General features: G+C 57.9%; 19 protein-coding genes. 2 read left to right on the plus strand and 17 right to left on the minus strand.

What is annotated here, in order from left to right; all coding sequences use genetic code 11:
• Positions 1–269: 269 nt before the first annotated feature.
• The 3 genes from traX to traI form a co-directional block, all read right to left on the minus strand.
• Positions 270–1,052, minus strand: a complete 783-nt coding sequence (gene traX / locus JEM67_RS00110; protein ID WP_199635024.1) for a type-F conjugative transfer system pilin acetylase TraX — start codon at positions 1,050–1,052, stop codon at positions 270–272.
• 14 nt (positions 1,053–1,066) lie between these two features.
• Positions 1,067–1,570: a phospholipase D family protein gene (locus JEM67_RS00115; protein ID WP_199635062.1), complete on the minus strand. Its 504-nt coding sequence runs from the start codon at positions 1,568–1,570 to the stop codon at positions 1,067–1,069.
• 337 nt (positions 1,571–1,907) lie between these two features.
• Positions 1,908–7,214, minus strand: a complete 5,307-nt coding sequence (gene traI / locus JEM67_RS00120) for a conjugative transfer relaxase/helicase TraI (protein WP_199635025.1) — start codon at positions 7,212–7,214, stop codon at positions 1,908–1,910.
• Between the two features lie 117 nt (positions 7,215–7,331).
• Here traI and vapB point away from each other — a divergent pair, with 117 nt between their 5' ends.
• Positions 7,332–7,559 carry a toxin-antitoxin system antitoxin VapB gene (vapB, locus tag JEM67_RS00125; protein ID WP_199635026.1) on the plus strand — a complete coding sequence of 76 codons (228 nt, stop codon included), beginning with the start codon at positions 7,332–7,334 and terminating at the stop codon, positions 7,557–7,559.
• Complete coding sequence (gene vapC / locus JEM67_RS00130; RefSeq protein ID WP_199635027.1) at positions 7,559–7,957, plus strand: type II toxin-antitoxin system tRNA(fMet)-specific endonuclease VapC; 399 nt, start codon at positions 7,559–7,561, stop codon at positions 7,955–7,957. Before vapB ends, vapC begins: the two co-directional genes overlap by 1 nt.
• Positions 7,958–7,989: 32 nt before the next feature.
• On the opposite strand, the gene traD is transcribed toward vapC, so the two are convergent.
• The 14 genes from traD to JEM67_RS00200 form a co-directional block, all read right to left on the minus strand.
• On the minus strand, positions 7,990–10,188 hold the full coding sequence (traD, locus tag JEM67_RS00135) for a type IV conjugative transfer system coupling protein TraD (RefSeq protein WP_199635028.1): 2,199 nt from the start codon (positions 10,186–10,188) through the stop codon (positions 7,990–7,992).
• A gap of 111 nt (positions 10,189–10,299) precedes the next feature.
• A complete protein-coding gene (locus JEM67_RS00140; protein ID WP_199635029.1) occupies positions 10,300–10,845 on the minus strand; it encodes a hypothetical protein in 546 nt (181 codons plus the stop codon).
• On the minus strand, positions 10,842–11,495 hold the full coding sequence (locus tag JEM67_RS00145) for a hypothetical protein (protein WP_199635030.1): 654 nt from the start codon (positions 11,493–11,495) through the stop codon (positions 10,842–10,844). Before JEM67_RS00145 ends, JEM67_RS00140 begins: the two co-directional genes overlap by 4 nt.
• A 7-nt stretch (positions 11,496–11,502) precedes the next feature.
• Positions 11,503–12,036, minus strand: coding sequence for a hypothetical protein (locus tag JEM67_RS00150; protein WP_199635031.1), 534 nt, complete (start codon positions 12,034–12,036; stop codon positions 11,503–11,505).
• A complete protein-coding gene (traG, locus tag JEM67_RS00155; protein ID WP_199635032.1) occupies positions 12,033–14,864 on the minus strand; it encodes a conjugal transfer mating-pair stabilization protein TraG in 2,832 nt (943 codons plus the stop codon). The genes JEM67_RS00150 and traG overlap by 4 nt, the downstream gene beginning before the upstream one ends.
• A gap of 1 nt (position 14,865) precedes the next feature.
• Complete coding sequence (gene traH / locus JEM67_RS00160; protein ID WP_199635033.1) at positions 14,866–16,233, minus strand: conjugal transfer pilus assembly protein TraH; 1,368 nt, start codon at positions 16,231–16,233, stop codon at positions 14,866–14,868.
• Entirely contained in the window at positions 16,230–16,646 is a 417-nt protein-coding gene (locus JEM67_RS00165) for a hypothetical protein (RefSeq protein WP_199635034.1), read from the minus strand. The genes traH and JEM67_RS00165 overlap by 4 nt, the downstream gene beginning before the upstream one ends.
• Complete coding sequence (gene trbB / locus JEM67_RS00170; protein ID WP_199635035.1) at positions 16,639–17,178, minus strand: type-F conjugative transfer system pilin assembly thiol-disulfide isomerase TrbB; 540 nt, start codon at positions 17,176–17,178, stop codon at positions 16,639–16,641. The genes JEM67_RS00165 and trbB overlap by 8 nt, the downstream gene beginning before the upstream one ends.
• Positions 17,165–17,491, minus strand: coding sequence for a type-F conjugative transfer system pilin chaperone TraQ (locus JEM67_RS00175; protein WP_199635036.1), 327 nt, complete (start codon positions 17,489–17,491; stop codon positions 17,165–17,167). Before JEM67_RS00175 ends, trbB begins: the two co-directional genes overlap by 14 nt.
• Positions 17,492–17,501: 10 nt before the next feature.
• Positions 17,502–18,251, minus strand: a complete 750-nt coding sequence (gene traF / locus JEM67_RS00180; RefSeq protein ID WP_370576133.1) for a type-F conjugative transfer system pilin assembly protein TraF — start codon at positions 18,249–18,251, stop codon at positions 17,502–17,504.
• A 41-nt stretch (positions 18,252–18,292) separates the two neighbouring features.
• Entirely contained in the window at positions 18,293–20,197 is a 1,905-nt protein-coding gene (gene traN / locus JEM67_RS00185; protein WP_199635038.1) for a type-F conjugative transfer system mating-pair stabilization protein TraN, read from the minus strand.
• On the minus strand, positions 20,194–20,868 hold the full coding sequence (gene trbC, locus JEM67_RS00190; RefSeq protein WP_233527575.1) for a type-F conjugative transfer system pilin assembly protein TrbC: 675 nt from the start codon (positions 20,866–20,868) through the stop codon (positions 20,194–20,196). Before trbC ends, traN begins: the two co-directional genes overlap by 4 nt.
• Before the next feature lie 249 nt (positions 20,869–21,117).
• On the minus strand, positions 21,118–22,116 hold the full coding sequence (traU, locus tag JEM67_RS00195; protein WP_199635039.1) for a conjugal transfer pilus assembly protein TraU: 999 nt from the start codon (positions 22,114–22,116) through the stop codon (positions 21,118–21,120).
• Positions 22,113–22,490 carry a hypothetical protein gene (locus JEM67_RS00200; RefSeq protein WP_199635040.1) on the minus strand — a complete coding sequence of 126 codons (378 nt, stop codon included), beginning with the start codon at positions 22,488–22,490 and terminating at the stop codon, positions 22,113–22,115. Before JEM67_RS00200 ends, traU begins: the two co-directional genes overlap by 4 nt.
• Positions 22,491–22,500 lie beyond the last annotated feature (10 nt).

The following is a 22,500-nucleotide window of genomic DNA, read 5'->3' on the forward strand; positions in this document are numbered from 1 at the left end:
CAACAGCTTCTATACTGTTTTGAGTGAGCCCCGGTAGTCTTTCCCTCCGCCAAGATGAGAAGATTATCGGGGTTTTTGCGTTTGGAGCTCCGCTCCATCCCGCCCACCTTCTGGCGTGGACAACCATCGAATACAAAATTTTTCCTACTCTACCAAAAGCCATCATATCGGTAAAGCGGACAACCCGCCCCGCGGCCGTAGAGCTCGTCACCTGGTCAAGTAACGATGTATAGGCAAAGTGCAAAGCGGTCGATAACATCAGCTGCGACTCAGGGTAAAAACACGCCGGCCAGCCCCAGCGCCAGCAGGTGCGCCACATAGGCCTGCAGGAAAAATCCCCGCGGCAACAGGCGTCGTTGATTGAACGTCGTCGCCAGCGGCAGCGTCCCCAGGATGAGCAGTGTCGGCAACAGCAGCCCGGCCAGCATCATCGTGCCGCCCAGGTCGGTATTGAGCATCAGCACCAGTAGCGGCCAGGCAACGATCGCCAACCCGCGCACCGGCCAGACGGCCGTCACGTACCCCGGCAGGGAAACGCACAACCCATAACTGGCCAACAGCATCAAAACACCGGTAGTACCGTAAGTACCATCGGTAGCGCCATACACAACCCACAGCGCCAACAGAACGACACCGACCAACAACGGGTTAGGGGAACCTTTGATCATTGGCCGTGAGGCCAGCACAATCGCTTGCGTCACCACGGCAAATAAAAAAAGAATGTTCGGTTCAAAAAAATCACGCCCGTCATGTTGCATCACCAAGGCATACCCCGGCTGCGCAACAACAGCCCACAGCCACAGCCGGGTCGCCTGTGACTGCCGAACAGGCCGCGACGCCAGGTTGTAGCCCCACACCAGCGCAAACAGCGGAAATGCCCCCCGCCCCAGCAGCAACAGCACCGGCTCATGCAACCCCAGCGCCCGGTTGGCGTGGTCGAACACCATCAGCACCAGCGCCAAAAATTTCAGTACGTCCTGCTGCAGCGGCGTGAAGCGCACCACCTCACGTACCTGCTGCAGTTTTCCGCTATGCGGATCGAATATCGCCATCCGTTTCCCGTCCCTCAGTAAGTCGACTGCCAGTCCTGGCCCTGCGCCCAGCGGGATTGCCAGTGCGCCAGGTACTGTTTGGCCACCTCCGGCATGTCGCGCAGCACCAACACATTTTCCGAGTTGGCACGGTGTGCCGATCGGCTAAAATTGAAGCTTCCCGTTTCGGTCGTCACGCCATCCACGACGATCACCTTGTCGTGCAAAATTTTATAGGTGTTCACCGTCCTGACGTTCACGCCGGCGTTGGCCAGTAGGTTCAGTGCCGCCCGGCCGCCGCCGTTCTGATTAGCCTTCGCATCGACCACTACCCAGACGCCCACCCCGCGCCGGTGTGCCGCAATCAGCGCCCGCGCCACCTCCGGCGAGGTAAAGGCGTACCCCATCAGGCGAATATCGCGCTGCGCTTCACCTATCACAGTCAGCACCAGCTGCTGCGCCGACCCTTCCGGCGAAAATCCGGTCTGCACCGATGGTGCCGCCAACAGTGGAGACACCGGCAGCCAGCCGCTGAGCATCAGGGCGGCTACGCCAAATACGCCAGCCGGCAACCGCCGCGTCTTATGCATGCGAGGCCGCCCTGTCCAGGTCTGCAACGGTTTTATGCCCATGAAGACCAGCAGCGGCAGCGGGTGAAGCGCATTGCGCCAATACAACGGCAGATCGCTCAGCGCGTCCCACTGCATATATCCCCAGAGCGGCGCGGCACCGGACAGCAAGACCGCTGTGGTTAACAAGACGCTCTGCGCCTTTGATACATTTTTTGGTTGTGTTCATCAGTTTTTCCTTTTGGTAACGCCGTGCACACATGGGGCTTGTCACCAGGTGTGTCCGGGGTTGGACAAGCGCAGCGCGTCAGTCGCCGCCCAGAGTTTTCTCTTTGTTCAGTTCCCGCTCCGCATGGGTATAACGCACCAGATCCTGCTCGTTTCGCTGCAGTCGACTGCGGGGAGATACCGACTCGCGCGCCACCTGGCGGATAGCTGCATCGCGCTGCAAGACCGCATCCTGGCCCATCACCTCCCGCATGACCGCCTCCGGCAGACGGTCTTTCACGTCCTCGGTACGCAGTTCGCCGCGCGCGAGCAACGCGCGCAGCTGTTCGCCATTAAGTCCGGCCAGACGTTGCCGCTCAGGGGAGGCCGGTTCACGGCCCAGTTTGTCGGCCTGCGTCTGCAGTTCACGCTGCAGGCGTTCTTCCGGGGTCTCCGGCAGTTTGATAGCACTGTCGGATGTGGCACTTTCCCGCACGGTGGCCTTGAGCGTATCGTCGTTCACCCACACCCTGCCGCCAGTCATCGCCTGGGGGTTGAACGGTACGCCGTCCCCCTGCAGGCGTACCACTACGCCACTGTCGGGATAGCGCGCCGCCAGCCGGATACCGTCCTGCATCGTCCCGGCCAGGCGGGTTTCGTTGTTGCGACTCCCCTGCAGCGCCACAAACTGCGCGCTGTCACTGCCGAACACCCGGCCCTGCGTCGGCAGCCCGCCGACGCTTTTTCCCTGGGTGTCCGTAAGTGGCGCCAGCCAGGCACCGGCGGCTTTGCCGTTGGCGTCAAACATCGGCAGCATGGCATGCGGTTGAGGGTATTTTTTACCCGACGACACATAGTGCGCCAGCGTGTCGCCGCTGAGATTGCTACCGCGCAGCACCGCACGCCCCAGGGCGTTGTCGGACAGGGATACGGCCTTGCCGTAGAGGTCGGCGGCCACTTTCTGGCTGCCCGGCGCCATACCCAGCACCGCGTCATGTGCCGTAATACGTGCCTTCGCTTTGCCGATGGCTTTCAGCCACCCGGCTTCGTTATCGGTGTACACCTGCACGTGCTCCTTGGCGCGCGACAGCGCCACATAGGCCGACGCCCGGTTGACCAGCGCCTCACGCCCGCCTTCCACACCCTCGAGCGTGATGGCAAAACGTTCGCTGGCCCCCTGTGCGCCGTGCGCGGTGATGGCATAGGCCAAATCAATGTGTCGGTCATTTTGCTGCTCGCGGGGATTGACGGTGCGGGTTTGTTGCCCATCGGAAAGAGTGACCTTGTCACCTTTGATGGCCTCGACCGTCCAGGTGCTGTTGGCCACATACCCGCGCTCGACGTCCGATTTAGAAAAACGCATACGATCACCCACGCTTACCTCGATGGTTCGCGGGTTGTACAGCGTCACCCCTTCACGCACCGCACTTGCCGGGGAAAACTGCCGGGTATTGCCCTCGCTGTCCTGCAGGCTGACGGTACGGGACTGACTATCGATGTCAGTCATCCGGTAGTAGGTGTTATCCAGCAGGACGACCGCGTCCCGGTTACGTGCCCAGGTATCCAGCTTGCGCAGCTCGCCGTCACGGATATTGGCGGTCTCAAGGGTTGGCAGGGAGACGGACTCGCCCTTCAGCTCACCCGCGGCTTTACGTTCCTCGTGAATGCCGGCATTGATGATGTGCCGGTCGGCATTGAGGTGAGTAATAATGAGCGTATCCCGTCGGGCCGCCTCGGTGCGCCCCAGGTAATCGCTGACAATCGCGGCATGAATGTCATCCGGCCCCCTGGCAGGATACTCAACCACCGACTGCGCCGGCACCCAGGCATCAGCTTGTCGGGGGACGTTGGTCGGTGCCACTGAACGCACCACGTCCAGCGCGCCGGGCACATCGTTATCAATCATCTTGTACACTGCCGGCTTCAGCTCGGGGGTCTGACGCACAATCTCTTTCATGACCGCCATATCGATAGCGCTGCGCCCCTGCGCCAGCCGGAACGGTGCGCCCGGCGCAATCGCCTCCAACTGGGCCTCGTCACCACTCATGACCGCGCGGCCGTTGCCCTCGGCAATCAGCGCATAGGCACGCGCCATATCGCTGTTGCCCACCATCGAACTCTCGTCCACCACAAACAGCGTGTTGCTGTAGTCCGGTTTCTCGCCGCCGGCGATCTTCAGCCCTTCATCGTGCAGGAACGACGCCAGGGTTTGGGCATCGACCCCGGCGGCCTGCATTTCTCCCACCGCGCGGTGCGTCGGCGCCAGCCCGACCACGCGTGGTCGTTCGCTTTCAGGCAACTGGCTTATTCCGGCCAGAACGGCTTTAAACTGGGTGGTTTTCCCCACACCTGCATAGCCCTGTATTGCCACAAAACGGTCGGTTGTGTTTAAAATAAGGTCGACAGCCTGCCGCTGTCCCTGGGTCAGGTACGGAGCCTTCTTTCCCTCCCGCTGACCGGGGCCGTCCTCGTTGTGGGTTTTACCACTGGTTGTTACCAACGGCGGCAGGCTGTCCTTGCCATCCGCAATCAATCGGATAATGTTCTTCTCCACCTCGAAGCTGGCACGTGAGACCAATAAATCCGCCCCTACGCCGGGCGCGACATCCACTTTCAGCAACTCCCCGCGCTTGACCTGCGCATCGATTTCCTTCTGGATAGCATCTATCGACACGCCTTTGGCCGCGAAACTCAGGCTGCCGGCGAGCAGTTTGGCCTGGCCGAACGCGACGTTATCCCCTTCCAGCGTCGGAATGGCCAAATGAATGGCCTGCTGTGCCGGGGTAAACAGTGCCGATTTCTGCCCGGCGATCGCTGCATCAAGCCCTTCTTTGCCGGCCAGTTGTTTGACCTGCTCACTCGCCAGGCGATACGCCGGGTGCCGGGCTACTTTCTCCTGCGTCTTGCGCTCATCGAGCGCTGAATAGAGGGTGATGTGCCCGCCACTGCGGGCAATGCCACTCAACGTGGCGCTGTTAAGCTCGTTTTTCTTCACCGCGGCATAGACCGCCGACGTGCTGCTCACCGATGCGCCGAGACTTTCCACATACGCCGGCGCCACCTTGACGGCGCTGAAGACGTCAGTGCCGACCGTGAGCATCCGAGTCTCTGGCTTCTGCGTCACATCCGGCTCGCCGGCCACTTTCACCTGCAGCTCGCCGTCACCGGCACGAATAACCGTCAGCGCCGTGCCGGCCTTCAGCGCATCCTTACCCCGTCCTTCATGACCCAGCACCTGCAGGCGCTCGCCGTCGGCCACCACCATCGTGCCGGCCCGGAACAACGACCAGTCCTTGTCCACATCTTTGACGGCAAGCGTCTGTTTTTCACCATCGACTGCACGCAACACCAGGTTACGCGTTTGAGTACCGACCCGGTCGACAACAAACCGTTCGCGCCGCTTGCTTTCCGCATCCCAGCGCTCCATCACCATGCCTTCCCGGTAGGTATCGATGGCACCGCGGTTTTTGCTGTCCAGCCACACCGGTGTCAGCGTCGCCACGGTGGTCTCTTCTCGTCCCAACAGCCCGGCGTCTTTCAGCTCGTCACGTATCATGGCCGTCAGCATCCTCTGGTCGGCCGGGCCGTTTACCTGCGCGACCGCCGGCCGCTCTTGAGCAAACGCCTGCACCACGCCTTTGGCCAGTTGGCCGAAGCGTTGCACCTTGTCCGGCTCACTCACCACCACCGCCGCCACCGCCTGACGGCCACTGAACTGATAGCGCGGTACGCCGGCCTCTTTCATGACGGCAAAGGCATTGCCCGTCCCCTTGCGCTTTTCGGTATCCATCAACACCAGCTGCACGTTGTTACGTACGGCACCATCCAGCAGTGCCACGGTCTCTTTGAGCGTCAGCTTCTCCGCCTGGTCAACAACCAGCGTGCTGTTCGGCGCAAACAGCGCCTCGCTGCCGAGCGCGGCGCGCGTCACCACGCGGCCTTCATCGAGATGGACGCTTTGCTGCAGATACTGCTGTGACTGCCGGTCAACGGTCAGCACGATGGCGTCGCGGCCCTGCTGACGTGCCAGCTCCACCACTTCCACCACGCGGGAACGGTTAACCGACGCGCCCCCAATACCCGACAACACCGCCATCGCCGGCGCATGTTGTGCCAGCTGCTGCACGGCATCGCTGTAGGTCGGTGTGCTGCCGGTGCGGGGGGCGGGCCTTGGCGCACCTATCACCACCGCGCTCTCATCAAGGTGCGTGCGGCTGAGCTGCGCCACGCTCAGCTCATCGAGCAGATGAATATCGGAGGTGAATACCCCTTTTTCCTTGTCTAGCGGGATCAGCTGCTCGCGCTCGATAGCACGATCGATGCCGTCACGCACTGCGTCCAGTATGCCCGGCTCACCGGAGAGATAGCTGATGGCCTTGTTGGCCACCTGGTTGTGCGTGAAGTTGACCTGCCGGTCAGAGAGCGCCGAAATGGCCTGCCCCACCGCCTGGTCGATCAGCGCGTCGCCTCCCGCTTCCAGCGGCGTCGGGGACGGCGTCACCATCGTGCGAGACTGCGCCTCGGCCATGTAAGCCTGAATATCAAAACCGGTGGCCTTCATTTCTTGCATCAAGACAACCGCTAATTCGGCCGGATCGCTGGCGACCTTGGCCTTGCGGGTATCGAGCGTCGCCATATCTCGCGACTTGAGCGAGGCATCAGGGCCGGCAGCGGCGTCAATGGCATGACTGCGCTTGGAGAACACATCAATCACTGAGTCCATATTGTCGGGCTCCCACATACCGTGCGGCCCGACCGTCTTGGTCTTGTACCCCATGGCTTCCACATCCTGACGAAACACATGGCGGTATATCTGCCCAATGGGCACCTGATTGGCATACACGTTCTCGATAAATCCGGTCTTGCCGACCGTATCGGAGGACAGGGTCTGCCACTTGCCGTCATATTGCGTGACGTTGGCCACTACCGCATGGGTGTGCAACTGCGGGTCCAGGTCGCGTGACGTATCGTGGTTGAACAGCGCCACTACCAGGTTACCGGTTAGTTTGGTCTCGGAGACACCCTCGGTCATCACCCGCGTCGAGGCCAGCTTCTCCACCTCCCGCACCGCGACTTCTACCGCGTGGTTATGCGCGGCAATAAGGCGTTTGTCGCCCCCCAACATTGCCAGAACGGAGATGCCCTTGGGCGCCGAGAACGTCAGGTCATAGCCGGGACGGTGTTTATTCTCGCCACCAACCATGCGGGTCAGGTCACTGCCGTCCGGCAACTTGCCTTCCAGCACGGCCACGAAGTCTTTGACGTCCACCTTGCCCGTCAGCCCCAACGCTTCCGCGCCCTGACCAACCCAGCGTTCGTCCATACTGCCCAACACGTAGTAGTTGTCCTGATGGGTGTAGTAGTCGCCGGCTTTACCGGCGGGTCCGACCTGACCAATGCTCATCATCTGCAGTCTCTCCCAACCATCCGATCCTGACCGGCAAAAGACATATCCCATTGACATATCCCACACCAATCACCACAATGGATATACAGTTGGTATATCCAATATTGGAGGTATCTCATGGAAACAACCGTATTTCTCAGCAACCGTAGCCAAGCCGTTCGGCTGCCCAAAGCGGTGGCGCTGCCTGAAGACGTCAAACGCGTGGAGATCATCGCCGTTGGCCGCACGCGCATCATTACGCCGGCCGGCGAGAGCTGGGACAGTTGGTTTGACGGTGAGGATGTCAGCGCCGATTTCATGACGTCACGCGACCAACCCGCAATGCAAGAGCGGGAGGCGTTCTGATGTTGAAGTACCTGCTGGACACCAACACGTGCATCTTCACCATCAAGAACAAGCCCGCGCACGTCAGAGAACACTTCAGCCTGAATACGTCTCGCCTGTGCATCAGTTCGGTCACGTTGATGGAGCTGATTTACGGCGCGGAAAAAAGCCAGGCACCGGAACGTAATCTGGCGGTGATCGAAGGGTTCATCGCGCGTCTCGACGTTCTGAATTACGATGCCGCCGCTGCCGCGCACAGCGGCCAAATCCGGGCCGAATTGAGCCGACAAGGGCTCCCTATTGGCCCATTCGATGTGATGATCGCCGGCCATGCCCGCAGCCAGGGGCTGATCGTAGTTACCAATAACACACGAGAATTTGCGCGTGTTGACGGGTTGCGCATCGAAGATTGGTGCTGACTTTTTCACTTGCGCAGATTTGTCGATGATCATCAGAATTCATCTCCCGGTTCGCTACCCCCATGATGAACTTCGGCCAGCTCGCGCCGATGCCTGTCGATATTGATGTTGGTCTCTTCCCGGCGCTGCATGGTTTGCTGCCTCATGGCTTGCTGCTGCGCCTGCCAGGCTTCATATTGCGCGATGTCCACCACTTCGCCGTCGCCACTGATCCCAGGGGGCAGCTCCCCCCGTTCTGCATCATCATCACCGAGCGCCGGTTTCTGTTTCAGTTCGGCCTCCTGCCCCCCTGTCGCGGTGGTAGCGGCGGACACAACAGTCACTCCACTGGCAGGGCTCTCTGTCAGCGCCGCACTCACGGCAGAGACAGGTTCATCAGCGGGTTTGTTCGCACTTTCCGCCGACAGGATAGGGGTAGCAGCGAACAATGCATCGATATTGCCGGTTTCGGCTTCCCGCGCTTCGATCGCCGACACAAGCCGCCCATCGGCAGCAGCATCAATTTTGCGAGGCTCATAGGGATGCGCAACCTGCCTGACTTTTTTGTACACCATCTGTAGCCTGACGGCCGGGTACGGCCCCGGCAGCGTCACATAGCAGCACAAATCAGGCAGCATCTGGATATCGCTGTAGCTCACCAGCTGCATACGTTCCAAATCCTTGCCGACGGACACCCCGTCCCTGACGGGGTCGGCCCCGTAGGAATACTGTTCGGAGGCCTTGCGGTACTCTTTTTCACCCACTTCGCCGGCGGCGAACTCGGCGCCCACGCGATCCGGTACGCTGAAGAAGAAGCGGGTACGCAGCACCCCGAACAAGGTGGCCGCCGCCTTGACGCCATAGATATCTTCAAGCTGTGAGTAGGTCTGGAATCCCAACGCAAAGCACCCACCGAACTTGCGCGCTTCCGGCACGATGGACACCAAGTCCGGCAGCTTGTGCAGGGTGGGTAATTCATCGGCAAAGATCCACACACGGCGGTCAGGGTTTTCGCCCATCGACAACAAGCTGTGTGATGCGATAGAGAGCCACATGGAGATCAGCGGTTTGAGCGCCTTGTGGCTGGCGGTATCGGAGGTCAGGAACAACCAGCCGTTTTTGCCGTTGTCCTTCACGCCGCGCATCCAGTCACGAATGGTGAACGGTGCCCCCAGTTTCTCCACGCCCTGCATGTAACGCAGCGCTTTCGCGTAATTGGTCAGCACGCTGCGGATGGAAATGGCGGTCTTCTCGATTTTACCGTCCACCAGATTAGCCGCCGGCGTGCCCTCCAGATAAGCGCGCAGACGCGGCAGATCGATGGACAACAGCGTATTGAGCAACTTGGCGTAGCTGCGGTCCTCATCATTGCGCATGCGGTAGGCCGCTTCCACAAAGATGGTGCGGGCCGACCCCTGCCAGAACGGATCTTCGTTGCTGCCCATGGGGATGAGGATATCGGCGACGTTCTCAAAGTCCGGGAGTGTCAGACATTCCGACCATAAATCCCAGGCGACGCAGCGGGCATCCCGCGGGTTGAGGATTTTATCGTGCTGCGGATCGTAGTAGTCTTTGACAAAATCACAGGACTTGTCGAAGACGATAACCATGTCACCGCGTTTACGGGCATACTCCATCAGCTTGCGGTAAAGCCGTGACTTACCCGTACCGACGCTGCCCATGATGCAGAAATTTTTAACTTCGCTGTTTTTTATCAACGGCAGACCGTCAATAATAATGTCTGACACCATACCATCGCGTTTGAGCATGTTGGCCACCACCGCAGGTTTATCGGTAAGTGTTCGCCCGCCGGTGATCTCATCTTCGCTCTGCTGCTTGCCCTGACGGCCAAGTATCCACACTGCGGCCACAAAACCCACCACACACACGACAGCCGCCACGAGGCAGGCAAAGATCCCTTCACGCCAGATCAGTTGACCGCAGTAGGAGACATAACTGTCGAGCAACACTTGTTTGGCGGTGTAGGTCAACGTCTTGCCGTAATAATCCAGATGGTAGATGGTCTCTGACGGCGATATGCTCGGCCAGCCTTCCACCATCCAGACCCACCAATAAATCAGGCCGTTCGTGAGGTTCTGGATGGACACGCGCCACAACAGCGTGCAAATCGCCACCAGGAAGAAGGCGATAAACAGGCAGTAGAAAATCAGATTACCGATCTGCGTAAACATGCGCAGGCGCATAAAGGCGATCTGCCCACCCTGCGTCATGTCCTTGGCGTTAAAACTCATCTCCCTCCCCTTTCGCCGCGGCCAGAATGCAGGCTTCACGTTCACTGTAAGTTAATCGACTGAGGGCCAACAGGGTGGTGGTATGAGTTTTGGCAGAGATCCTGACCACAGTTACTCACCTCCCTGTTTGCGGGATTTGAGAAGTTCCAACACCGAAGTAAATGCTGAAAGACGATAGCGGCCAATATCCATATTAAAAATGAATGCCATCACTACTGTGAAGAAAGTAAGCGGTATGATATATGCTATAGAACCTAAAGCACTATTTGACGCCAAAACCGACAATATCAGTACCAGTGATAAAAATACCATCGCGTAGTTTTTTATTTTTTTACTTAACAACACCAACACTTGCGAATGCTCTCTAAATTGAACTGGCAATGAGAGATACAAACTCCGTCCATTGACAATGCTTACTGATATTAACAAACCAAGAAACGCGCTCATTCCTGTTGCACTGAGTAATTCCGAATCACTTTGATTAGCCAAAAAGAAACTAATCAGTGGGCATAAAACCATCCAGGCTTCCAATAGTAGTGCAGGTTTAACACAAGAAAAGAATGATGGTATCTCAAGTTGTTCATCCATCAGTTCTTTCAACTGTGCAGCCTCATCTTTTATTATCTTATGAGTAACCATCTTATGAGTAACCATCATTTACCACCCCGATCTCTATTGAATTTATCTTGCATGGCCTTTGCCTGCGCCATCATTTCATCTTTACTGCTGGCTCCAGTTATACTTTCCTTCTTCTCTTTTTCAAGATTATATTTTTTATTTTGTGCGGTTCGTTCTGATGAATGATGTTGCTGCAGCTCGTTTCTCTGCCCTTCAACATTTTGCTGTTGCCTATGAATATCTGACTGAACTTTTTGTAGGGCTGCATGGTTATTATCAACCATGCCATTAACCTGAGCCCCCACATCATTGCGTATACCGGCTTGTGAGGTTCTATTTTCAACCACACTCTGGTGTTTGTTATAATCAGCCTGAATATCATGGCCGGAGCCAGCACCGCCAACAGACCCCATGCCTACGCCAAGCGTACCGCTATTGGACTGATATTGTGCATCGACCTGCGATGCCGCCTGTTCGCGCGCAAAATCACGTGCAAGCGACTGACGTGCAGCAACGGCTTCCCGCGATTGGCCGGTCAAAATGTTGCCGGCATCATTCGGTGCCTTGTCCATCACGTACTGCGCAAACTGCTGGCTCAGGTTCTCGCGCATATCGCCACTGAGGCTCTCGGTACGCGAAGCCTGCTGCGACAGTTCCTGACTGGTGTTTTTGGCAGAGATCTTAGCCACCGTTACTTTACTCACCTCCCTGTTTGCGGGATTTAATAAGCTCCAGAGCGGCGGTAAATGCAGACAGGCGATAACGTCCGATATCAGCAGAGAAGACAAAACCAATAATGCATAATATAAATATATTAGGCACATGATACCCAAGAGTTCCTAGGTTAGTGCGGATAGCGAAAACCATACAGAGTAAATTTAAAATGGCCGCAACCAATATATATATTCGCACTTTCTTAACTAACAAACCCAGCACTTTGGAGGTATTGCGAAAAGATGCAGGTATCGACAGATAAAAACTTCTCATGCTAAAAAGCATCATTGATAGCAAAAACCCAAAAAAGGCATCAAAAATTGACAAAAATGCCTCATCATCTGATATGCCAGTGGTAACTCCAAAGGCAACCAGAGGAATGCAGACAAGCCATGAAATGAGCGCCAAACAAGGCCATGCACAACTCCAGAAATCAGGAATTTGAACATCCCCAGAATTAAGAATGTTTTTTAACTCTGTAGCTTCTTGTTGAACTATTTTATGCGTAACTATCATTTACCACCCCGCACTCTATTGAATTTATCTTGCATAAACTTTGCTTGCTCCATCATTTCATCTTTACTGCTGGCTCCAGTTATACTTTCCTGCTTCTCTTTTTCAAGATTATATTTTTTATTTTGTGCGGTTCGTTCTGATGAATGATGTTGCTGCAGTTCGTTTCTCTGCCCTTCAACATTTTGCTGTTGGCTATGAATATCTGACTGAACTTTTTGTAGGGCTGCATGGTTATTATCAACCATGCCATTAACCTGAGCCCCCACATCATTACGTATACCGGCTTGTGAGGTTCTATTTTCAACCGCACGCTGGTGTTTGTTATAATCAGCCTGAATATCATGGCCGGAGCCAGCACCGCCAACAGACCCCATGCCTGCGCCAAGCGTACTGCTATTGGACTGATATCGTGCATCGACCTGCGATGCCACCTGTTCGCGCACAAAACCACGCGCAAGCGACTGACGCGCGGCAACGGCTTCCCGCGTTTGGCCGGTCAGAATGTTGCCGGCATCATTCGGAGCTTTGTCCATCACGTACTGCGCAAACTGCTGGCTCAGGTTCTCGCGCATATCGCCGCTGAGGCTCTCGGTACGAGAAGCCTGCTGCGACAGTTCCTGACTGCGGGTATGTGCTCTGCTGTATTGTTCGTAGCTGCTTTTGGCGCCTGACAAGGACGAGGAAAGCTGATCAATGCGCGAGTCTGCATTGTTATCCGTATGGCTGCCGGACTGACTGGTGCGTTGACTCGTCAGATAATCCATCCCTTCCTTAAAGTCAGCCACAGCCTGGGCGCTCTGGTCGTGACGGGTATCATCACTCGCCCGCGTTCCACTCCTCGCAGAATGAGATTCAGAATCGGACCATTTAATTCCGGCGTTGCCTCCACCATATCCTTCTAACGTCGCCCCAGTTCCCAACACTCTTAGCCCGGCAGAACCACGAACGCCAACTCTTGCATCAAATCCCGCTGATTTATCAGTGGCTCTTGCAGCCAGCTCTTGGGTCGCCTGTTCCTTACTGATGTTGTTGGCCTTGGCATAACTTTCCACCGCGCTCGCCATTTTGTGTGCCGCGATGCTGGACTGGCTGTTTTGCGACGTGTCGGCACCGGTGGTCATGCTGTCGCTGCTGCCACGCTGGCCGGTAAACTGCGACAGTTGCGTCCAGGCGCTGCTGATATTGCTGTTGAAGCCCTGCATGGATGTCTGCGCCTGGGTCTCGGCTTCCCGCGCCATTTCCTGCTGCGCGGTCGCAATCTGCTTCGTCACACCAATATCGACCGGCAATTTGGACATCGCACCGCTCGCATCCCAGACAATGCTGCCATCGCTCGTGCGGGTCTGCGCACCACCGGTCGGCAGCTGCGCGGTCATTTGGCCCGCACGCACGCTGCTGTTGGTATCCCAGGTGTTACCCTGCACATTGTCGGTTTGCATGTTGTTGAAGCTGTAGTTGGCATCCGACACGCTCATCGCCGACGACAACGCCGAACTCTGGTAGGCACCCGTCATGCTGTGGCTGACGCTCATCAGCCCCTGCCCCAGCCCTTTGGCGATATACCAGGAGATAAACGGGATCATGCCGGAGATATAGCCGGCGGTATTGGCCAGATCGGAGTAGTTCAATTTCACCGTGGACAGATTGCTCAGCACCACGGGCGAGCCGGCCTTTTGGCCGTAAAAGGCCATCGCGCTGTTGAGAATGGCGAACAACAGCGGCCAACTCATCACCCACAGCCAGCCGAACACATAGTATTTGGCCACTTCCTTGCCCTGATTCACCATGCCGACAACCACCAGAATGGGGAACATCCCCATCATCATGCCAATCAGGATGACCTGCAGCAGCGGTAAGGAGCGCATCATCACCTGCCCGAGCGTGGCCTGGGACAGGCGCTGCTTCTCGATGGCCGACGTGCTGGCGATGTTGAGCATGCCCGCCGTGTCACCGCTGCGCGCCGAGTAGCTCATGATGCCGCTGCGCAGGGCGTTCATGACGATGTTCTGCTTGATGATGTCGCTGGCCGTCTTCTGGTTCTGGTAAAAATACTGGTAGCTGTTCCCCAGCAGTTGAGCGAACAACTGATTACTGTCCGGGCGACTGCCAAACAGGCGGTTCGCATAATAAAGGAAGGTCTGACCGGTACTACTGGTATCGTGGACAAGCAGATTCTTGAGTGGTCCGGCAACCTCCTCACACGTCTGGAAGCGGCCGTCCTTGTTGAACACGCCGCGCAGCGGGCTGGGGCGGCTGAAAATCAACGTGTACGGATCGGGCGAATTCATCAACTCATCAAAGCTGTACTTGCGGTTTAGCAGCATGTCGCCCACCACGCAGTTTTGTACGTAATCGCTGAACAGGTCACTCAGTTCCGGGTTGCGCGAGGTGAAATCGGTGCTTTTTGCTACCAGAGACGCGCCGAACAGCATGCCGGTTTTGCTGTAGGTCACCGCATCCGGCTGGCTGAACACCATTTCGTAACCCAGCACCATGGCGTAACCGATGCGGGTGATGATGGTGGCCGGCAACACGATCCCCAGCGGTAAATTGGCCACCCGCTGAATCGAACGCTGATTGGACAGATCGATGATTTGCACCGGCTGCGCCTTGGTCAGCAACGCCGAGGAGAACATCAGCACAAACACCCAGCCCAGGATATCCATCAGGTCGCGGCGGGCGGTATACCGCGCGCCCAGTACCAGCACGCTGATGGCCACCGCAAAATTCCGTATCCAGTCCCAGGTATCGGTCTGCATAAAGGCCGCGACCGCGTTAAGGTTCTGCGCCAGCCACTCCGAGCCGCCGATGACATAGATTTCCGTCATGCTATTGCGCCTCCCCGAACTGATAGTTGTTCTGGTAACGTGTCAGCAGGCGTGCCGACACCTGCTGGCGCATGTAACGCATCTGCTGCTCGACAACCAGCAGGGCATCGGTCTGCACCTGCACGCGCGATTGCAGGGAAGCGATAAGCTGCCCGGCCTGCGTGAAATTGAAATTAATCACGTCGATAGTCGACTGCGGGTAGTTCCCGGTCGCCAGCATGGCGCGCGCGCCGCCCATCAACTCCTGCAGGTACTGCATCAGAATGTCGAACCCCACGTAGTCGGCCAGCTGGTGCACCATCGCGTTGGACACCCCGTTCATCTGCGGATCGGTCAGGTAAGTCAGCAACGGTACATGCGTGCTGGAAATCAGCCCTTTTTCCTCGTCGCTCAACTTATCGTCGCTGCGTGCCTTGTTCTCGATGCTCATCAGCATATTCTTGATTTGCCCTTTCAGGGCCTTGTCACTGCTGATGGTGACATCGGTGTCAGCCACCACCTTCAGGCACTTGTCGCTGTCGTTACAGTGATAGATTTTGGCGGTGCCCCCCTCCATCAGTGCCTTGATGATGCTCTGCTCGGTCGTGCGCGGCGGCAGCGGCGTGATTTCGCCGTTGGGGCCGAATACCAGCGAGCCGGTCAGCGTCATCACAAACTCCTTCAGTTCCTTGTTGCCGTCGAACATCCGGTTTTTGGATAACGCATCCCACATGATGTTGATATTCCTGGAGATGCGTTCCTTGTCTTTGTCGCCGGCCTTATCCAATACCGAATTCATTTTCCCGCCCACGGTGCAGCCCTGCTGTGACGCGGCCCAGTCGGCGAAAATGTTGGATTCGCCGGCAATGTCCTGGCAGATTTTCTTCTGATAGACCTGCGTGCGCGGGAACAGCCCGCCGACAATGCCCTGTGCCGCCTGGCAACTGCTCATGTTCATGCCATTGATGTCGCTGGCCATTTTCTGGATGAAGTCTTTGGCGTCTTTCAGCTCCGGCACAGTGGTCTGCAGCGCCACATCGAAGAAGTAGCCGGCGGCGTTGGACATGATCTGTTTGGAAAAACGCTGCAGCGACTCGCCGTTGATAAAGCTGAACGCCCCCAGATACGCATCAATGCCGCCGCAGCCGGCATTGATATCTGGCAACGACATCGAGATCAGCTGAATTTGTTTGACGCCAGTGCGGGCGTAAATCGAACCGCCCGACGCATAACCGGCGGCCTGCCCCTGCCAGACCGCCGGTGCCGTGGTGTTGGACGCAAAGCCCAGCTTGTCAAAAAACTGGTTCATGTCGCTGTTCATGTCGGCGACGGCCGGCGCACAGGTCGCCCCCCCCAAAGTCAGGCAGATAAAGAGGGCACGTAATTTCATGCATCCTCCCGGCGCAGGCGAGACTGGCGGTAAATGCAACACTTTTGCCACAGCAGGGTGGTATAAAGGCTAAGCAACCCCAGACTCTCAAAGACCAGCACGACGGCGAGGCACCCGGCTGACAGTGCGGCAAACATGCCAGGAATGAAGTACATCAGTACATTCCACATATTCATCACGTAAAACATGCGTGAATCGGAGGCTGGGTGACTGTCGGTAAAGACCACCCCAAACCACCAGTGGCTGACCACCCAGAGCGCAACGGCTGCCACGAAAAACATTACCGTCATATGAAGAAAGACAGTAAGCCGCGCGCTATCACGCTTGTACTCCACACGCGCTTTGGCAATACGCTGTTCGGGAGACCCTGCGCCCTGCTCAGCACTGATAATGTGACGTTCTGATTTATTCACGATGATCACCTCTTAACGTCGCTTCCTGTAACACGGTATCCAATCGCGCCATAAAGCCGCGTTCATCGCTGGCCCCCTGGATCATCGGGTAAGTCGCCAGCGTATTGACGTTCACCAAAAACGTTGTCGGCGAGGCCACCGGCAAGCCGGGGAAGAAGGTGCGCATCACCTCCGGCGGCGCCGGAATGGCCTCCGGGAACGCGGCATCACCCTGGCCGTCAAAGGTGTAGGCGAACACGGAAAAGCCGATCCGCTCCGACAATGATTTCAGCAACGGATCAAACTGGTGGCAATACGGGCAGTGCCCCTGCATGAACAGCACCACCTTCCAGTCATTGAGGTTGACGCGCGCGCCGTTGCTGAGCGTAAACCAGCGCGGCGCTGACGCCGGCGGCGGTGCGGGGACGGACGTCGCTGATTGCGACCGATTGACACCGGCGTTTTTCTGCAGCGCCGCTATCTCATCAATCGTGGAGCCGTGCGCCAGCCCGGTTAACAGCAGTGCCAGCCAGGCGATGTTAGCGATCCGCATTTTGTACCTCCCCGGTCGGGTGCTGCTCGTCAGTAGACGCCACAGCGTCCGCCGGCGACAGTGCTTGTTCACGATGTGCCGCGATGTAGGCTTGTTTTTCCGCCTCCTCACGCTGCCGTTTGGGGACGCGAGCCAGCTCATCGAGGATTTTGTAGCCACCGCACACCGTCAGGACGAGCGCGATGAACTCAGCAAGCGTCACCGCCATGTCCGGCGCCCGGGGCACCAAGCCGGCCACGATATGGAACCAGATCCCGAATGCCACGAGCCAAGCGCCGGTCGCGTCGATGTCAGGGAATTTAAATTTACGCATTCAACGCTCCTTAATAATTGGGTTTGAAGTCGGTAAAAACGTTCAGGAACTGTTTGGCCAGATCGTCCTGGCTGATAAAGCCATAGGCCAGCGGTTTGACCGCGCCGCTGCGCGGGTCAACCAGCACCAGCGCCGGGAAGTGGCTGATGCCCAGCCGCTGTGACTGTCCCGCATCGCGCCGGCTCTCCGGCATCGCAGGGTTGACCACCCCGTCGATAGTCACCGGCACCACTGACAGCCCGTAGCTGTCCCGAAAGCCCTTTACCACGCTGACCAGCTGACCGTCGATCGGCTCAGCGCCGCGATAGAACAGCATCAGCCCATACTGCTGCGCCATTTTGCCGATGGCCTCGCGCTGCGCAGCAAAGTCGGCGGCCAGCTGGTTTTTCACCGTGCCGTTGTAGTGACTGTATTTGAGGTTGTAATCCAACTCCGGGTGCGCTAAAAACGCGCGCTGCGCGGAACGCTCAAACAGTCCCGCCTGCTGGGTAAAGTAGTTCTGCATCTGGAAAAATTTCACGAAGTTCTCCGTGCTGGGGTACAGGATGGCGTCTGCCAGTCGCTCTTTGAGCGACTGCTGCAGCAACTGCAGCTTTTGCAGTGCGCCGGCCGGTGCGGTTGGGGTTGCCGCTGGCGGTGGCATATCGTCAGCAGCAGGTTTGGCCTCCCGCTCATACCACTGCCAGCCGCCGGCCTGCGCGGAGAACACCGCGCCCAGCAGGCTCAGGCCCAATAGCGCTGCCGCCCTGCGGTTGGCCAACCCGAGTGCCGCCAAATTGAAATTTGAAGTCCCGCGCGTTTTCACTTGGCCGCCTCCTGCATACGTTGTGCAATCTGTTGTTTCACTTTCTCCAGCAGGGCCGTGTCTTCCGGCACCTTCTGGTTTTTCATCAGGTCTTCATAGAAATTGGCAAAGTCCAGCTGGTCAAAGTTGATGCGCTGCAGCTCATCCACGGTAATGCCCCGGCAGTCCGGTGATTTTGCGCCACCAAAGCCGATACCCAGCTGCCACGCGCGCCCCTGCTGCTGAACAATCTGCGCCAGCTTGCTGTCGAACTGGCAGTAGCTGCGTTTCTTCTGCAGGCAGACACCCAGCGCTTTCTTGCTGCAGTATTCGCCGACGCTGACCGTCAGCTTGTTCTCTTTCGCCTTGCCCAGCGCCTTCTCTTCGCTGTTGCAGTGCGCCAGCCCGACGCTGTTACCCCACCCGGAGTCCTTGCAACAATCGCTGAAACCGGCAAACGCCTTGCGGCAGGACTGCCCCTTGCCGGTGAAGGCGCGCACATCGATACCGTTCAGCGCCGCCACGTCCTTGCCGGCGGCCGCCACCGCGGCCAGCTCGGAGACGACGTGCGCAAAGTCATTACCCTGGGTGCCCTTTTGCGCCTTGTCGCACTCACCGTCGAGGCAGTACATCTGACCGCCGCACAACATCACGTTCCCAGTGGTGCGGGTTTCACAGGAGTAGGTCACGTTCTCGTGCAGGCACTGGCCATACTCATCGGAGAAGGCGCAGCCGTGCGTGGCGATAGTGCAGGCCGGATCCTTGGCATAAGCTTCGCAGCTGCCCTGGCCGGCCTCCTGCAGCCGATAGGTGTCGGTAAAACGCCAGCAGCTGGCCCACACCGGGTAGGTCTGGCCGTTCACCGTGACCGTGCGTTCGCCGCCCGGCTCACTGCAGACGGTATTGACCTTCACCGCCCCGGCTTCCTGCGCCAGTGGACAGTCTGCCGGCGTCGACGTGGTCGGTACCCAAACCTGCACCGACGAACTGCCGTCGAACTTCACGTAAAACACCATCGGTGAGCCGCCCCCGCCGCCACTCAGCTGCCTGACCATCGCATCGAGAAAGGTATCCAGGTGGCCACCGGGGTCCATAGTGAGGAAAATGTCGACCTGCTGGCCTTGCGTGAGCGTGACGTTTCCGACTTTCAGTGGACGGCTACCCCAGTCCTGACGGCCATAACGCACCTCATTACCCAGCAGTGAAAAGGCCAGCGGCACACCATAGCTGTGCAGATCATTCTGCAGTTCAAGGTATATCGCCCCCGCATTGAGCTTGCCGGTAAACGGCGCGGTAAAGGTGCCGTGAATGCGGTTGCCCTCTTTCCACCAACGGATCATCGATTTGTCGATGTACGTGCTGCGGTCTTCATAACGGGTCTCATGGTGGCCACCGATGTCGGTGGCGCGCTCACAGGTACGCATCACCGCCGTATCGCGCTCGCACACATGGTGGGTGAACTCACTGCGCGTCACCTGCTCAGCCTTGCAATCCGGGCCGGTCTTGCCGACGATGCTCTCGGCCTTGCCTTCAATTTCCTTGCCGGCCTGGATAAAGGGCGCATCGTGCGAAATCGGCTCCTTGGGTTTTTTAAGCACCGAATCGGTCACCGCTTGCCCCACCGCGGTCCGGCTCCAGGCCGAACCGCCGTCGGTTTTGAGGTTGTTGGCATCCCCGGCCGTCACGCCGCCGTAGTAGCCTTTCTCTTTCGGATTGTCGGTGTAGTTCGGCAGCACGTTGGCCGGGTTTATGTTCTGGAGCGTTCCAGTGCCCTGTCCGGCGATTTGTTTGGCAAACTCGCTGCCAGTCTGAAACACGTCATCACCTTCCGCCCGGCAGTCTCCAACCGAGAAGATAAACGTCCCCAGCACCAGGGCATGTGTCGCCAGCAGACCGGGCAGAGACTTCGCCAGGAGGGTCATTTTCCGTCCCCCTTATCCAGCAACGCCTGAGCGGTAGCGGCACAGTCACCGTCTTTAGCAATCTTCTTCAGCGCCTGTTCCATCAGCAGGTTGCCGCGCACCACATCGAAACCGGCCGCGCAGCGCACGACCAACGCCGGTACAGCTGTCACGCCGAACTGGCTGTAGGGCTGCGGGTCGATTTGCACGCCATCAATACCGCCGGATTCCACCAGTTTTTGCACCCGCTGCACCGTTTCACGCATGTCGCCATTCACCATGCCGCGCAACGTGGCAGGGATGGCGAAGCGACGTGCCTCTTGCAACATGCGGCGCATCCCCTCCTCGGGAATGCCAAAGGACACGAAGTACAGCGCCCCCTCGGCCGGTTGCTCGGCGCCGTCCTGGCGCTGCTTCGCGGCCAACTGGTCGATAAAGGACTGGTCGTCCTGCGCCAGCGAACGCGGGGGCTGATTACGCAGGAACTCCGGCACCGGGGTGTTTTTGTGCAGATCGGCCGAGCGCTTTTCCTGCTCGCGCAGCCAAGCCCGGTTGCTGTCTACCTGGGCTGCCGCCTGTTGCTGTGCAATCGTCATCTCGCCGACAGGTGCGGCGCTATCTGCAGCCCAACTCTTCGCCACATAAAACGCCGAAAGCGTCAGCGCCAAGGCGAAAAAATAGTGTTTATTCATCGTGGTACTTTCATTACTGTGTATCACCATCCTAACCTTCCCTACACAGACCAAAATTCCAAGGAAGAAAAGCGATTCGACAAAACAATGGCGCACAATCCCCAGAAGGCCAAACCGACCAGACAGGCAATAAACATGGCTAAAGATGAAGCAAATAAGCGGAAGGCTATTCCCCACAAAATAAAGACGTGCACACCGAACACAACGAACCACAACATCGAACTATGGTGAATAAGCATGGGTAACTCCCTATAAAAATACGCAGTTGCGCTTGCGCCACATGACGTAGCCAAAGTTCTTCTTACTGGCCGGCGAATTGTGGCCCACCTCCCAGCGCATCACGCTGCGCCCCATTGGGTGACAGCGCGCGCTGTCCGGGTACATGTTCACCATCTGATAACGCCAGCGCTCTTTCGGCATGATCGGCGACGGGTACTCGAAACAGACCGCCCGGTCTTTGCCGATGGACTCCATGATTTGCCCCTGTCGGTGCAGCTTGAACGCCATCTTTTCCGAGACCAACACCGACGACTGCAGCGGACTGATTTCCTTGGCGACCCAGCCGTTGAACGGGTACATCGAACCCTGACTGCCGGCGCACCAGAACAATGCGTCGATCGGCAGATGGAAGCCGCTGGCAATGGCATCGGCCGCGCAGGCGCCCTGCGCCAGCGGGTTGGCAAAGACCACCGCCTCCGGGTTGAGAATGGTGGTCAGGCTGCTGTCCACCCAGGTCGGGTCGATTTCCGACAGGTAGGCGATGTCCATATCACCGCCCTGCAAGCAGCCCGCGGAGGTGATGATGTTCAGCCAGTAAGTCAGCGGGTACTTGTACCAGTGGACGTGATAGAACGCGGTGGTCACATCCCCTTTGCCACTGCTGCCGCCGGTGCCGGTGCCAATCTTGCCGAGGTTGACGCTGAAACCGCCCAGGTTGACCATGCAGCCGGGCGAACGGGTCACGTCAGTCATGGCCATCGGCTCCCAGTACCCCATCGCCATCCCGATACGCTGAAAAATCGGCGGCGGCGCCGGGCAAAACTGGATGGGGCTGCCCGGATTGGCGGTATCAGGCAAATCCCCCTTGCCGACCGGAATGCTGCCGATCGAGAGCGGGAAGATGCAGCGCCAGCAGATATCGGTGATCGGGTTGACAAAACGCCCCTGACAGGCTGCATCCGCCGCCTGAGAGGGCGCTGAAAACACACCTGCCACAACCAGTAACACCGAAAGCCAGCAACGGGTCATGCGCGACGCTCCTGGCAATGAGTTGCCCAGTCGGTTCCCCGGTAAATCTCTTGCACATCACCGGCTGCAACGATCCCGGCGGTGGGGCGCGCCTCATCCTGCGGCGGTAATAACGCCGCAAGGGTGCTCAGCAGACTGTCGATAAGCGCCAGCTTATCGAACAGGTATGGACTGTGACCTTGCTGATCTGCAGGCAATTGCTCACGCATTTCGTGGGCCACCTCGCGGCACTCAAGAATGCACTTGTAAATACCACCGCGTGAGGACGCAGCCTGGCGAATGGCCATCAACTCGTCGTGGCGCGCGGCCAGCTGTTGCCGACAGCTCTGCAGCTGATTCTCGGTCGCAATAAAACGTTTACGTGTCACAAACATGTTGCCCCCC

Source organism: Serratia sp. PAMC26656, from assembly GCF_016469055.2.
In the GTDB taxonomy this organism is placed as follows: domain Bacteria; phylum Pseudomonadota; class Gammaproteobacteria; order Enterobacterales; family Enterobacteriaceae; genus Serratia; species Serratia plymuthica.